Annotated in this window: 9 protein-coding genes and 1 tRNA gene; 6 read left to right on the top strand and 4 right to left on the bottom strand. The window is 65.6% G+C overall.

The genetic code is table 11. The features are described 5' to 3' along the window. The first annotated feature begins 13 nt into the window (after nt 1-13). From U1E26_03220 to U1E26_03210, 3 genes are all read left to right on the top strand, one after another. Entirely contained in the window at nt 14-802 is a 789-nt protein-coding gene (locus U1E26_03220; GenBank protein ID MDZ4168654.1) for an META domain-containing protein, read from the top strand. After that, a complete protein-coding gene (locus tag U1E26_03215; GenBank protein ID MDZ4168653.1) occupies nt 802-1,701 on the top strand; it encodes a YhjD/YihY/BrkB family envelope integrity protein in 900 nt (299 codons plus the stop codon). Before U1E26_03220 ends, U1E26_03215 begins: the two co-directional genes overlap by 1 nt. 158 nt (nt 1,702-1,859) lie before the next feature. Further along, nucleotides 1,860-3,296, top strand: a complete 1,437-nt coding sequence (locus U1E26_03210; GenBank protein MDZ4168652.1) for a PASTA domain-containing protein — start codon at nt 1,860-1,862, stop codon at nt 3,294-3,296. Between the two features lie 170 nt (nt 3,297-3,466). On the opposite strand, the gene U1E26_03205 is transcribed toward U1E26_03210, so the two are convergent. Continuing rightward, entirely contained in the window at nt 3,467-4,171 is a 705-nt protein-coding gene (locus U1E26_03205) for a hypothetical protein (protein ID MDZ4168651.1), read from the bottom strand. 436 nt (nt 4,172-4,607) lie between these two features. Between U1E26_03205 and U1E26_03200 the strand changes: the two genes are divergently transcribed. From U1E26_03200 to U1E26_03190, 3 genes are all read left to right on the top strand, one after another. Further along, the gene (locus tag U1E26_03200) at nt 4,608-9,653 is read left to right on the top strand and encodes a YCF48-related protein (GenBank protein MDZ4168650.1); all 5,046 of its coding nucleotides are present in this window, start codon (nt 4,608-4,610) and stop codon (nt 9,651-9,653) included. Then, nucleotides 9,650-10,681 carry a hypothetical protein gene (locus U1E26_03195; GenBank protein MDZ4168649.1) on the top strand — a complete coding sequence of 344 codons (1,032 nt, stop codon included), beginning with the start codon at nt 9,650-9,652 and terminating at the stop codon, nt 10,679-10,681. Before U1E26_03200 ends, U1E26_03195 begins: the two co-directional genes overlap by 4 nt. Nucleotides 10,682-10,907: 226 nt before the next feature. Next, nucleotides 10,908-10,983, top strand: a tRNA-Phe gene (locus tag U1E26_03190). A gap of 79 nt (nt 10,984-11,062) precedes the next feature. Here the strand turns inward: U1E26_03190 and U1E26_03185 are convergent. From U1E26_03185 to U1E26_03175, 3 genes are all read right to left on the bottom strand, one after another. Continuing rightward, the gene (locus U1E26_03185; protein MDZ4168648.1) at nt 11,063-12,208 is read right to left on the bottom strand and encodes a Fic family protein; all 1,146 of its coding nucleotides are present in this window, start codon (nt 12,206-12,208) and stop codon (nt 11,063-11,065) included. A gap of 295 nt (nt 12,209-12,503) precedes the next feature. Then, nucleotides 12,504-13,595 carry an ABC transporter ATP-binding protein gene (locus U1E26_03180; GenBank protein MDZ4168647.1) on the bottom strand — a complete coding sequence of 364 codons (1,092 nt, stop codon included), beginning with the start codon at nt 13,593-13,595 and terminating at the stop codon, nt 12,504-12,506. Further along, on the bottom strand, nt 13,592-14,299 hold the full coding sequence (locus U1E26_03175) for an ABC transporter permease (protein ID MDZ4168646.1): 708 nt from the start codon (nt 14,297-14,299) through the stop codon (nt 13,592-13,594). Before U1E26_03175 ends, U1E26_03180 begins: the two co-directional genes overlap by 4 nt. Nucleotides 14,300-14,317 lie beyond the last annotated feature (18 nt).

Here is a 14,317-nt window from a genome sequence, read left to right as displayed (position 1 = left end):
AGGAGACAGAACGATGAATGCACCGATGCGGTCCATGGCGCTTGCAGCGCTCCTTGTCGTCCCCGTGCTGCTCGCGGGATGTGGTGGCTCAGGAGGTCGTGGTGACCAAGACCCCGAGGCGCTCAAGGGTGTCGAGTGGCAGTTGGCTTCGGCGGAATCTGAGGGAGACGCCGACCTGGCGGCTGCCAGCATCACCCTTGAGTTCACCGATGACACTCTGGGTGGGTTCTCCGGCGTGAACAGGTACTCGGCGGGCTACACCGCGGACGGCAAAGGCGCGCTCACGATAGAGCAGCCGGCGGGCACGCTCATGGCCGGCCCCGAGCCGGCGATGGCCGCCGAGCAGGAGTATCTGAAGCTGCTTCCGACCTGTGACGGGTACGCTGTCGAAGGCACGACGCTCACCCTGTACGCTGGCGACGCCGCTGTCCTCACGTACACGGCGGCTCAGCCGGTCGATCTCTCAGGGACATCCTGGCTGGTGACCGGCTACAACAACGGCAAGGAAGCCGTCACATCGGTGGTCGCGGGCTCTGAACTCACGCTGGAGTTCGGTGCCGACGGTCAGGTTACGGGATCCGGTGGAGTCAACGCGTTCAACGGTACCTACGAGTACACGCCGGACACGGTGAAGATCGGACCGCTGGCAACCACGAAGATGGCCGGACCACAGGAGCTCATGGACCAGGAGGGCCAGTACCTCAGCGCGCTGCAGGCGGCCACGGTGTGGAAGGTCACGCGCGGAGCGCTCGAGCTGCACGATGATCAAGGCGCTTTGCAGGTTACGGCGACGGCGCGGTAGTGACCGCACTTCGGCGACTCTACGCGGGAACTCTTCGGGCCTACGGCGAGTTCCGACGTGACGGCGGCGTGGTGCTCTCGGCGGCCCTGGCCTACTACCTGCTGTTTGCGATGGCCCCTGGCCTGGTGTTCCTCGTCGTCCTGCTCGTCACCGTACGGGGTCAGTCCGGTGTGGCCAAGGGCGCGTTCGTCGGGTTGGCTGAGGTGCTCGGCCCGGACTTGACCGCTGCCCTGCTCACGGTGGTGGGTACGGCGGCCCAAGCGCAGGCCGGCGCCGTGGTGGGCGCCGTCGGTTTCGTCGTCCTGATGTGGGCCGGCATCCTGCTCTTCATCCAGTTGCAGGACGTGCTCAATCGGATGTGGTGCGTGCGCGTCGTCGAGGGCGGCAAGGGTCGGGGGCTGATGCGTGCGCGATTGGGCCAGGCACTCGTTCTGCTGGTACCGGTGGGGCTCATGGCCGTCCAATCCGTCGCGAGCGCACTCATCGCGACGGCGTCAGTCCTTCCGGCGCTTGGGTGGCTCGGCGGTGCCGTGCAGTTCCTCGGCTCGCCTTTTGCCTTAATGCTGGGCGCCTGGTTCGCTCTCTTCATGGTCTTCCTGTTCTTGCCTGATGTGTTCGTGCCCCGCGCACCGGCGCTGGTGGCGGGAGCTGTGGCGGCGGTCGGGTGGACTCTGGGTACCTACCTGTTCGGCCTGTACCTGTCGAGCCAAGACGTCGTCGCAGGCTACGGGGCAGCGGGTGCGCTCTTCGTCTTGATCCTGTGGCTCAACTACTCCGCACGGCTCGTGCTGCTGTGCTGCAGGGCGATGAAGCTTTGGGCGGAGAAGCACGATGGCGTGCGCCCCAGGCCGTACGCAGCGCTTGTCCGCGTCAGCGTGGAGGGTGTCGATGGCGGCTAAGGTCGCGATCGAAGCGGTGTTCCAGGCCACCCTTGCGGGGAAGAACACCGAAGCAGCCGTGAATGGTGCTCGAGCGACTGACCGGCTCCGGCCTGAAGAATGCCGAGGCCGAGCATGGAGAATGCGAACCGTACGTGATTCGTGAGAAGGGAAGCTCAATGTCTGGTGAAACCCTGCAGTACCCCACCGTCCCACAACCTTCGGCACCTGCCGGTCCTGTCATCCCGTCGGGCGCCACCGTCGTGCAGCTGGTCTCGACCGGGCCGGCGAGTTTCGCGGGCGGGTTGGTCGAGGTACCCGACGTGGTGGGCAAGAGACAGGCGGACGCCCTGACCGCGCTTCAGAACGCCGGCTTCCAGGTCGAGGTGCTGCGCATTGCCAGCTCCACGATTCCCTCGGGTGCGGTCGCACACCAGATCCCCGCCGCACGTGCACAGGCGGCGTCAGGGTCCAAGGTCGGCATACTGACTTCGACGGGTCGGGCTGCCGAAGGCACTCCCGGTGCCTACCTCCCCGATGTTGTCGGCAAGGGTCGTGACGAAGCAGCCCAGATCCTGCAGCAGGCCGGACTGAAGTCCGCGGTCATCGAGGCCGCGAGTCCATCCGTGCCCGCTGGAGTCGTGTTCGCTCAGGAGCCCAACGCTCGGTCGCTGGCTGCCGCGCCCCCGAAGAAGAGCCTCCTGTGGCTGTGGGTCGTGCTCGGCGTGATCGCGGCCGCTCTGGTCGCGTTCTTCCTGTTCTCGCGAGGCACCGCCGGGCCCGAGGTCGAAGTGCCGACGGTCGTGGGTGTCACGGTCGAGCAGGCCGAGGCAACGCTTACGGAGGCAGGCTTCGTCCTGGGCAGAGAGTCCCAAGAGGAGACCGACGCCGCAGAGCCCGGTACGGTGGTCGCGCAGACTCCTGCTGCGGGCGAGATGCTCGCCAAGGGCGGTCGAGTGGATGTGGTCGTCGCCGTGGCGATCGCCGGCGTGGAGGTCCCCGACGTCGTCGGTATGTCGTCGGCTGCCGCCAGGGCGCAGATGGAGGGCGCGGGTCTCACAGTCCGCGTCACCGAGACGGCGAGTGACGATGTCACCAAGGGTGACGTCATCGAGCAATCACCCCGTGCTGGAACCCGGGTCGAGGCCGGAGCCGAGATCGCTCTGACGGTGTCCTCCGGTGCTGCTCCCGTGCAGAACGTGTCTGTTCCGAATGTGACCGGCATGACTGAGAGCGAAGCCAGGTCTGCACTCGGCAACGCGGGTCTCAGCTCACGCACGCTTCTGGCTTCCAGCGATAGTGTGCCTGCCAAGGATGTCGTCGGTCAGGCGCCCGCCGCCGGTTCGAGTGTTGCACCGGGAACGCAGATCTACCTCGTGGTATCCGAAGGTCCCCTGGCGCCGGAGGTCACGCTCGTGCCGGTACCGAACGTCACCGGTATGAGCCAGGCCGACGCGGGCGAGGCGCTTGAGGACGCGGGCCTGACGCCCGAGGCGGTCGAGGTTGCAAGCCCCGGCGCGGCAGGTGTCGTGGTCAGCCAGCTTCCCGCCGCCGGCGACGAGGTTGCCGAGGGCAGCACGGTGTATGTGTTCATCTCCAAGGGACAGGCGGAATAGCGCTACCTCGCCGAGACGATCTCTTCATACGGCTGGACGACGACGAAGCACGTACCGATGAACTGCATCTGGTAGGTTTCGCCGCTCGTCCGGCCGTATCAGGGTCTCGAGCGACGCATTCACCGTGGCGCCGACTCTGATTCGTACCGCTTCGTCCTCGCGAGCCGACGTCAGGCGTCGCGCTCCTCGGGTCCGCTCAGAGCCGCGGCCGCAGCAGCGCTACGGCGCTCGAGTTCGGCCACCCGCACGGAGAGCTCAGACAGCGCACCCGCGTCCGTGGCGGCAGCCTCACCGCTGGCCGCAAGGCCGCTCGCAGCGGCCTCTGTCTTGTCCTGACGTCCGCGGATGAAGCGTAGGTAGCCGATGCCGACGCTGAGGAAGAGGGCTACGAGAACCACCCAGAAGCGTGCGCGGGTATCACCTCCCGCAAATGACCAGCCGGTTCCGTAGATCAGCGTGAACATGCCTCCCAGCAAGAACCCGTTGCTGAAGACGCGCAGGTGCTCGGGCAAGAACAGCGAGATCGCCATGAGCACCGTAGCGAAGATGATGAGGATGATGCTGGTGGTGACCGCCCAGTCGTCGCGCTCGTCTGACATCTTGTCGTTGATGGCGTCGATGTCGTCTTGGACGCGCTTCATCTGAGCCTGATCGGCGAGGGAAGCCTCCTTGCCGCCGGACCGCATATTGATCTGTTCTTGCTCCTTGTAGAGCTCCTCGAGTTCTTCCTGCTCCGGCGAGTTTTCGCCCAAGGGCTGTGGGTAGAACGTCCACACGCCGACTCCTACGACCACTACGAGCAGGATGCCCAAGAAGAGCGAGAAGATCAGCTGCAGGGCATCGGCTCGGCGGGTATCCGTCTGTACATGAGCCATCTTCGGGCTCCAATCTTTGCGTGGTGACGGGTGTGTACGCATCCGCGTACAGGCGGATTATCCCCGTTCTCACGCCGTTCGCACGGGTGCCGCACGGCCGTTGACCGGCGGGTGGGGATTCGCCCGCAATTCGTACGGGCGAGGCGTCGGTGCGCGCCCAGTGCCGCGTTTTGGCATCACCGGAGAGCCCTTTGCGTGACGTCAGCCGATGGCGGGCGTCTCTAACCGTGTGTCCAGCGAGGTGTTTGCGCACCTGACAAGCGTTTTTCGGCACGCGCGGTGCTACACTTGCAGGAACAAATCCGCCTCGCGCCGCGCATGTAAACGGCGCGGCTGAAGGTCGGATGGTTTCGACGCGCCCTTCGGGAGATGGGACTGGGTTATCAGCAGGCAGCGAGACCGGAGCATCGGACTGCCGAAGGTCATAGTCGCCGGAGTGTTGACGGCGGCTCTGTTTGCTGTTCCCTTCATGGCTTCGGCGCTGCTTTCCACCGCGCCCACCAACCAGAAGAGTTGGTACTGGCAGAACCCGGTCCCGCAGGGCAATAACCTGCTCGGGGTGACCACCGTCGGGGCCTCTGATGTATGGGCGGTCGGCGCCGCCGGGACCCTTCTCCACTCCGACAACGCCGGCGTGACGTGGGCCGCCGAGGACCCCAACACGCAGCTTGAGCTGAGAGCGATCGACTTCGCGGATTCCGACAACGGGTGGCTCGTCGGGGCCGCAGGCACGATCCGCGCCACAACCGACCGCGGCTCCACGTGGACGACGCAGCCAGCCGGCACCGCCGCCAACCTGCGCTCGGTGGCGTTCGTCGACTCAACGACCGGGTGGGTTGTCGGCACGGTGGGCACGATCCGCGCCACCGCCGACGGCGGAGACACGTGGACCGGCCAGACGTCGAACACGACCCAGCAGCTCAACGGCATCGATTCGGTCTCCGCGAGCCGGGCTTGGACTGTGGGAAACACGGCGACGATTCGCGCCACCACCGACGGTGGCTCGACGTGGACGACCCAGACCCCGCCGGCGGGCGTGACCGTGGCGCTCAACGGGGTGGATTTCGTCGATGAGAACACGGGCTACGTGGTGGGCAACACCGGGACGATCCTCAAGACCACCGACGGTGGCTCGACCTGGACGACGCAGACCGCAGGCACCGCGAGTAACCTGCTCTCGGTGGCCTTCGCCGATGAGGACACCGGCTGGGTCGTGGGCCTTACGGGGCAGGTGCGCTACACGACCGACGGCGGTACCACGTGGAGTCTCTCGCAGTACGGCGTGAGCGTCACGCTCAACGGAGTCGCACTGTTCGACGGGCAGAACGCCCAGGTCGTCGGCAACACCGGCACGATGCTTCGCACCACCGATGGCGGGACCAGCTGGCTGAACCAGGCCCCGGGCACGACCGTCGTGCTCAACGACGTATACTTCCTCGATCAGTCGATCGGCTGGGCGGCGGGTGCGTCGGGCATGATCATGAGGACCGAGGACGGTGCCCAGACCTGGGTCAATCGGTCCGTGGGCGGCGCTACGGCCTGGCAAGGGATCCACTTCGCTGACGCCGACCACGGATGGGTCGTAGGTTCCCTTGGGCGCATCCGACGAAGCACTGACGGCGGCGTGTCGTGGTCAACACAGGACTCGGGAACCACTCAACAGCTGAACTCCGTCTCTGCGGTGACGTCGCAGACCGCTTACGCGGTGGGAAATGCCGGCGTGGCGCTCAAGACCACCGACGGCGGATCGACCTGGACGACGATGCCGGTCGGCGTCGCCACAGTGCTCACTGACGTCTTCTTCCTCGACGAGAACACCGGATGGGTCTGCGGTCAGACGAACGTCATCAGAAAGACCACCGACGGCGGTGCGACTTGGATCGTTCAGCCCCTGGGCGCGACGAGCTATCTGCGAGACATCTACTTCACCGATGCGAACAACGGTGTCGTGGTGGGAAGCACGAACAACGTGATCCGCTATACCACGAACGGCGGAACCACGTGGACAGCGGCGACCAATCCTGCTGGTGCGTTCTACGGTGTAGTGATGGGAGACGCCGGCAGCGGGTGGGCGGTGGGAACCAATGCGCGTGTTCTCCGGACGACCGATGGCGGTGCGACCTGGGTCGCCCAGAATCCCCAGACGGCCCCCACACTTGCACTCAACGGAATCAGTGCGGCTGGTCCGGACAACGGCTGGCTGGTCGGCGCCGGAGGAACGGTCCGCAGCACCGATGACGGCGGCGCCACGTGGCGAAGCGTCAGCTACGGCACGATCCTGCAGCTCAACGCCGTCAAGATGTGGGACGCCCTCACGGCCTGGACCGCCGGTAACACGGGGGCCGTATTGCGTACGACAGACGGCCTGACATGGGGCGTGCAGGCCTCAGGCACGACCAACAACCTGTTTGGTGTCGACTTCGTCTCAGAGACGCGCGGGTGGGTCGTGGGCGCGCTAGGCACCATCAGGACGACCGGCGACGGCGGCTCGACGTGGGCCGGACAGACCTCGGGCACGACTCAGACGATCAACGCCGTCGACTTCGTTGACGCGAACAACGGCTGGTATGCAGCGGGCGGGGCCACGCTCGGACGCACGACCGACGGCGGCTCCACGTGGACCACGCAGACGCCCGCCTCAATCGCGACCACGGTTGCGCTCAACGGGATCTCCTTCGCAGACGCGAATGTGGGCTGGGCCGTCGGTGGCATAGCCGGTCAGCCGAGTGCGGTCTTGAAGACCGTCGACGGCGGCTCCACGTGGACCACGCAGACCACGACGATATCGCCGGCGCGCATCTTGCGCGCGGTATCGGCGGTCGATACTCAGACGGCGTGGGCCGTCGGTGACAACGGGACGCTCATCCGGACGACCGACGGCGGGACCATCTGGACAACGGTGCCGACGGGTGTGATCGTTGCGCTCAACGACATCCACTTCGAAGACGCGACCCATGGCTGGTTTGCAGGGGCGTCGAGTGGCACAACGGTTGTCTCGGTCATCCAGCGCACCACTGACGGCGGCGCCACATGGGTCGCGCAGAACCCCGGTACTGCCAACATCCTGCGCGCCGTCGACTTCGCGGACCCCGATCAGGGCGTGATCGTCGGTCTCTTCGGGACCATCCTGCGCACCACCGACGCCTCCGCGCCCGAGACTACGATGACGCTTGACCCGGCCATCCCCGACGGCACGAACGACTGGTACATCACGTCGCCCGATGTGAGCTTCTCGACCACCGAGCCGGCGATCACGTACTACAGCCTCAACGGCACCTCCGGCCCGTGGCAGACCTACTCGTCGCCTTTCGCGATGACCCGTGAGGGCACGATCACCATCGGCTTCTACTCGATCGATGCGGGCGGCAACCGCGAGACCACGCAGACGGCCGTCGTCAAGCACGACCGCGGCGCGCCCACCACGCCTACCTTGCTCGCCGCCTCGGTCACGTCGACTACGGCGACCCTCACCTGGGCGCCTTCGTTCGACACGACCTCAGGGGTCGCGTACTACGAGGCACTTCAGGACGGCTCGGCGGTGGGCACGAGCGCCGTGCCGGCCATCACGCTGACCGGGTTGACACCTGAGGTCGAGACGACGTTCACGGTGCGTGCCTACGACGTCGCGGGCAACGTATCCGGCGAGTCTGCACCGGCTGTGTCCTTCACGCTGGGCGAGCTGCCTCGTCCGCCGGCGATCGTTTTCGCTCGCAGCGCGTACCGCAATGCGGTGCAGGTGAACTGGGGCGAGACGACAGGGACGGTTGGGCCGGTTGCGTATCGCGTGTACCGTGCGCTTGACGGCGGGCCGTACTCAGCCCTCGCGACCATCACGGTGAACTACCCCGGATCCTGGCTCGATACATCGGTTGTGGCCCCTGCCGTCGCCGCCTACAGCATCGCCACCATCGACGCTCGCGGCGAGGGGACGGCGAGTGCACCGGCGACCTCGACTGTCGCTACGCTCACGGCGCTGCCCGCGCCGGCGCGCTTCCGCGCGGTCTCGACCACCGCCGGCGTTGAGACGAGCTGGACTGCGCTCCCCGGCGCCACCGGCTACCTGCTGTATCGCGCCCTATCGAGCACCGGCACGCCATCGGTCGTGACCACGCCGACAGCGGTCGTGGGGGCATCGTACGTGGACACGTCTGCGGCGATCGATACCGACTACTGGTACCGGATCGCCGCTATCGATGCGTCAGGCGTTGTGGGCGCCATCGGCCTGCCTGTCTTCGTTCACACGCTGAGCGCTCCGGCGACCGATTCGCCCCATGGCGAGTACGACCCGTTCACCGACGACTGCGCGCTGTGCCATCGCTCGCACAGCTCGGCCAATGAGTTGGCGCTGCTCGTCACACCCGGCGACAACGAGATCCCCCTCTGCCTGAGCTGCCATGACGGCACGTCGGCGCCGGACATCCTCGATGAGTTCTCGGATTCGACCATGTCCAGTCGGCACCCGGTGTCGGTTGACAGCACTCCGACGGTCCTGCGGTGCGGTCAGTGCCATACGCCCCACAACGACAACGGCGGACCGGAGCTCGGCAAGTTGCTGTACGCGCCGGGTGGCGTGCGAACGGGCAATGCGATCTGCTACGGCTGTCATGACGCGACTGCACTCACGCTGCCGCGTGGAGACATGACCGTGTTCGAAAGCTCGGGGCACCGTGCGAGCATCCCGGCGCCGGCCGATGCGGTCGAGGTGGTCTGTCTGGCCTGTCATGAAGGTCACGCCACGCGTGAGCCCTCGCTCGTACCCTATTCCGGTGACCAGCGCTGCGTGTGGTGCCACTCGGTCGACAAGTCGATGCCGGGTTCGGTCGACATCTCTGGGCGGCTTGCCGGTGCAGATTCGTCTACGCGGCATGACCTGCTCGCCGCCGACCAAGCCGCAAACGGCTCGATGATCGCCTGCGCAAACTGTCACGAACCACACATCTCCGCGCCGGGAACGCCGACGGTGGATCCGGATGACCCCTCGACCACCGGAGGCTGGACGGGCACGACCGTCGGGCAGTGTCTGCGCTGCCACGACACCGAACTGCCAACATCCACCGAGACTTCGGGCTGGGCACCGGTGCCCCTTGGCGCAGGCGGCGCCACGGTCGTATCCGACATCGCCTCGTCGTGGGCGGGCGATGTGCACGGCGACGCACTCTCGACGCCGAGCTATCTGCGTCCTGATATGAACTACGCCGCGGGCGATCCGCTGTCGTGTGAAACGTGCCATGACCCGCACGGTTCGCTCAACAAGTGGGGCCTTGCGGAGTCCGTTGCAGCCTCCGGGACGCCGCTCGTGGCCAGTGGCCTTGCGGTCGTGCCGGTCGGCGCGGGCGCGGACTTGCGCTTCTTCTGCGGCTCGTGCCATATCGTCGGACCGTCGACGCATCCCGATGCCCTGTCGGGTGGTGCGGACCTGACGCAGTGGCCCATCGACTGCACCGCGGGTGGGTGTCACTCACACGCGGGGACCGGGCTGTGACCGAGCCGGACCATGATGAGCTGAGCGAGGACACGCGAAAGACGCGCCGGCTGGATCGCGCCCGAGCTTCCCGGCGCCGCGCTGTGTTCGGCATCGTGGCGATCACACTTCTTCTGCTCGCCGTTGCGTGGATCGTCAGCTCTGAGAGGATCGCCGATCCGGGTGTGCCGCCTGTCGCGGTCGTGAAGATCATCACGGGCCCAGGTACGGGCGAGAACCCGGATTTCAAGCGTCCGCTGGCCGCCGCATGGGGTCGTGATGGTGACGTGCTCGTGTCGGACACCGAGAACAAGCGCATCGTGGAGTTCGCGGCTGACTGGAGTTTCGTGAGGGAGTTCGGTGCGCAGGGCACGAAGGCGACCACGGAGTCGGTGACGCCGGTGCCGCTTGAGATGCCGGTCGGCCTTGACGTGAGCGCTGAGGGCGAGGTCTATGTGGCCGATCTTCGAGGGGGACGCGTCGCGATCTACGACTCGGCAGGCCGCTTCAGGCGAACGTTTGCGCCGCCAAACTCGGCGGACTGGCGACCGACCGATGTGGCCGTTGGCCAGACACGGGTCTACGTGACCGACCAGACGGGTGTAGAGGTGTTTGACCGCATGGGCGTATGGCTCGAGCGCCTGCCCATCGACGGTCAGACCGATGGGCTTTCGCGACCGAACGGGATTGCGGTCGGCAAGGACGGCACCATCTACGTCTCGGACACTAACCGGTTTCGGATTCTTGCTGTCGATGCGAGCGGGACCGTCGTGTACACGACCGCTCAGGGCGACTCGTCCGATCGAGCGTTCGGCCTGCCCCGCGGTCTCGGGGTGTTCGACGACGGAACAGCGCTCGTCGCCGATGCATTCAGTTTCGCGATCACCGAGGTTGACCCCAGCGGCAAGCGTGGGCGCCGCTGGGGAGTTCAGGGCGACCGGCCGGGGCGCTTCAACTACCCCAACGACGTGGATGTGTCGGGAGAACTCGTGCTTGTCACTGACAAGGAGAATCATCGGGTGCAGGTGCTGCGGCTGAGAAGAGAGTAGCGTTGGGTATACGCTCGTTGTCGTAGTTCTGGGGAGGGCACGTGTCCGCGATGATGTTGCTAGGAATCATAGTGCTGATCCTGTTCCTGCTGGCTGGGCTGGGTCTTGCGATCTGGTACTTCTCGGATGGTGATGGCGAGTAGCCGAAGCTGGAGTGGCAAGGGACGCGAGATGTGCGCGTTGACGCGTCCCGCGCCCGTCGCTAACATACGTGAGCACGCGCAACGGCCAGGTAGCTCAGTTGGTAGAGCAGGGGACTGAAAATCCCCGTGTCGGCGGTTCAAGTCCGTCTCTGGCCACCAGGAATATATGAAGGGTCGGGCCGCTCAGGCTCGGCCCTTCTCTGGTTCATGTCCCCCAAAGGAGCGGCACGGGAGTGAACTACTGCTTCTCGAAGATGTCGACGTAGGGTGTGTAGCGGAACTGGCGGTTGCGTGCCTGACCGGTGATCTCCTCGAGGAAGCCGAGCTGCACGAAGTGCTCCACCAGGTCGGCGGCGGCGCGATAGGTTAACGACGTTGCCCCCGAGACCGCATTCACGCTAAGTATGGGCTCCGAGTACAGGCGCTCGAGCAGCGCCAGTCCGCTTGCTGCGCCACGCCCTAGTTCGGTCGCAATAAGGCTGCGGTGTGCTTCGCGGAGTTCAAGTATGGAATGGGCGGTTTCGGCCGAGCGCTTCGCCACGTCGCTCACTCCGCGCAGGTAGAAACTCACCCATTCCTCCCACTCGCCCCGGTCGTGGACGCCCTGCAACAGGTCGTAGTACCTGAGCTGGTTCATGGCGAAGTACTCGGAGAGGTAGAGCACCGGTCTCGACAGCAGCCCCCGTTCGCAGAGCAGCAGGGTCAGTAGCAGACGACCTACGCGACCGTTTCCATCAAGGAATGGGTGAATCGTCTCAAACTGCGCGTGGACCAGAGCGGTCTTCACGAGGAACGGCATCGGCGCATCAGCGTGAATGAACTGTTCGAGCCGCGATAATGCCGGGCCGACTTCGTCCGGCGGAGGAGGGACGAAGCTAGCTTGCGCGAGTGTCGCACCGGCAAATCCGATCCAGTTCTGGCTCGTTCGTATCTCGCCCGGATGCTGCTCCGCGCCCCGAACGTTCGAGAGAAGAACACGGTGCACTTCGCGAATCAGCCGAACGGACACCGGCAGCTCCGACAGGAGCGCGAGCCCATGGTTCATTGCGGCGACATAGTTTCGCACCTCGCCGATGTCGGCCGGGCGTGTGCCCGGTACCCCGGCTTCGTCGCGGAGGACATCGTCCAGGCTGCTCCTTGTCCCTTCGATTCGGCTGGAGAGCACCGCCTCTTTGCGGATGTACATGAGTGTGAACTGATCCACGTCCGGCAACGTTCGGATCGCTCCGTCCAGGCGGCCGAGAGAGAGGTCTGCTTCCGACAGCAGGTGTTGCGCCTGTTCGTCGAGGAGAACGGGGGGCGACGGCGGAAGGTCAGCCGGAATGAAGGCGCTGTAGCCCTGGATCTGCCCCACGTATCGACCCGAGCGGTTTGATGAAGTCATCGCGCCTCCTCGCTCGGCCACCGTGACTACAATATGGAGTTTGCATCCCGACCTTATTGTAGTCAAGGCACATATAGACGAATGGACGAACCCATACTGCAGTGCGAGCTGAAAATCCCCGTGTCGGCGGTTCAAGTCCGTCTCTGGCCACCAGACTTACTGAAAGCCTCGCCCCGTTCTGGGCGGGGCTTTCTTGATTTCTGGGCCGCGAGATTGAAGGTCGACATCGGAGGCAGAGTATCGTCGCCGCACCCGTGCGGCAGATCTACTGAAGTGCCCTGACCGAATCGACGACCTATGCGCGTCGCCAGCGAACAGCCGATGCCTTGAACATCGCACGCACCTGCATACCCGTTTGCAGGCCAAGATCGGCGCTGGCTGCGCGGGACACTGAAGCGGCCAGGCGTTCGTGGCCCACTTGGAGCGTGACTCGCACCGTGGCTCCGTAGAGTTCTAGCTCCAGGATGGTCGCTTCGAGCAGATTGCGAGCGCTCAGGGGCGGCAGTCCAGCGCCGCTCTCGACGAGGATTACGTCTTCAGGCCGCACCGAGATGAGGACTGCAGTGTCCACAGGCGCCTCACCGACTACGGCGATCGAAGCATCTCCGATCGACACTTGGAACAGCCCGCCCGATGAAGCGGTGACGATGCCCTTGGCGGCCGGCTCGACGCCGAGGAACGAAGCCGTCCATTCGTCCTCGGCCAAACCCGCGATCTCCTCTGTGGGTCCGTGCACAACGATGCGGCCCCGATTCATGATCGCGACACTGTCGGCCACCACCAGCGCTTCGTCCTGATCATGAGTGACGTAGATGACGGTCACGCCCTCCGCTCGCAAGATGGTGGCGAAGTCGTGCGTCAGTTTGCGCTTCAACAACGGATCGAGCGATGCGAGCGGTTCGTCGACGAGCAGCACCTGCGGCTCTACGACCAAGGCGCGGGCAAGCGAGACTCTCTGCGCCTCTCCGCCCGACAGTTGGAGGGCACTGCGATCCTCGTACCCGGCCAGCCCCACGCGTGCGAGCGCCGACGAGATCGCCGCGCCGCGCCGTGCTCGAGGCACGCCGCGGATCGACAGGCCGTACTCGACGTTGGCGCGGACAGAGCCCTTGAAGAGATACGGGCGCTGGAATACCGCGGCCATGGAGAGCACCGCAGCGCGGTCGGCAGGTGTGACTCGCTCTCCGCCCAGGCGCACTTCGCCAGCATCAGGTCGGTCGAGTAGCCCGAGCAGCTGTAACAGGGTGGTCTTGCCGGAGCCGGAAGGCCCGAGCAGGGCGAGCGTGCGACCGGCGGGAGCCTCGATGAAAGGTACATCGAGCGCGAAGTCGCCCTTCTTGAAGCGCCGGGTGAGGTTCGTGCCGGAAACGGAGAGTGGCTCACTCACTGACGTTCCCACTTCTCCGCCGAGGTCTGCAGCCCGGTGAGGATGACATTGACCGCGATCACGATGGTCATCAGCACGAGCGCCAACGCGAGTGCGGGACCGTAGCGCCCCATGCGCGTGTACTGGACGATGGCTGTCGTCATGACGCGTGTCTCACCGCGAAGGTTCCCGCCGACCATCTGAACGGCGCCGACCTCGGAGATGATGGCGCCGAAGCCGCCCGCCACGGCTGCGATCAGCCCCATGCGCGACTCCTTGAGCACGAGCGCTGCGATGCGCCAGCCCCGCGCGCCGAGCGAGCGTGCCTGTAGCTGCAGTTCCCGAGGTACCGCGGAGACGGCCGCCGCTGTGATCGCCATGATGATGGGGGTTGCGATGATGAGCTGCGCTATCACCATGGCCGGTTTGCTGTAGAGCAGCCCGAGATCGCCAAGCGGGCCTCTGCGGGAGAGAGTCATCGCGACGATGAGGCCCACGAAGACGGGGGGCAGGCCCATGCCCGAGTTGAAGATGATCAGTGCGGCGCGCCTGCCGACGAACCGCTTCAAGCCGACGACCAGCCCGATCGGTATCCCGATGAGAAGGGCGATCGCCGTCGCCGTCCCCGATACCTGCAGGGAGGTGACGACGATCGCCCACACGTTCATGGATCCCGAGGTGAGAACCGCCCACCCGTCCCGCAGCGCGTCCGTGTAGATGCTCATCGCGGTTGCGCTCCGGGG

The sequence above is a fragment of the Coriobacteriia bacterium genome, assembly GCA_034370385.1.
GTDB lineage: Bacteria > Actinomycetota > Coriobacteriia > Anaerosomatales > PHET01 > JAXMKZ01.
This window is presented reverse-complemented; position numbering and strand designations above follow the sequence as displayed.

Coding starts and splice junctions, on each gene's coding strand:
- U1E26_03220 (MDZ4168654.1), top strand. CDS start 14: ATGAATGCACCGATGCGGTCCATGGCGCTTGCAGCGCTCCTTGTCGTC.
- U1E26_03210 (MDZ4168652.1), top strand. CDS start 1,860: ATGTCTGGTGAAACCCTGCAGTACCCCACCGTCCCACAACCTTCGGCA.
- U1E26_03205 (MDZ4168651.1), bottom strand. CDS start 4,171: ATGGCTCATGTACAGACGGATACCCGCCGAGCCGATGCCCTGCAGCTG.
- U1E26_03185 (MDZ4168648.1), bottom strand. CDS start 12,208: ATGACTTCATCAAACCGCTCGGGTCGATACGTGGGGCAGATCCAGGGC.
- U1E26_03175 (MDZ4168646.1), bottom strand. CDS start 14,299: ATGAGCATCTACACGGACGCGCTGCGGGACGGGTGGGCGGTTCTCACC.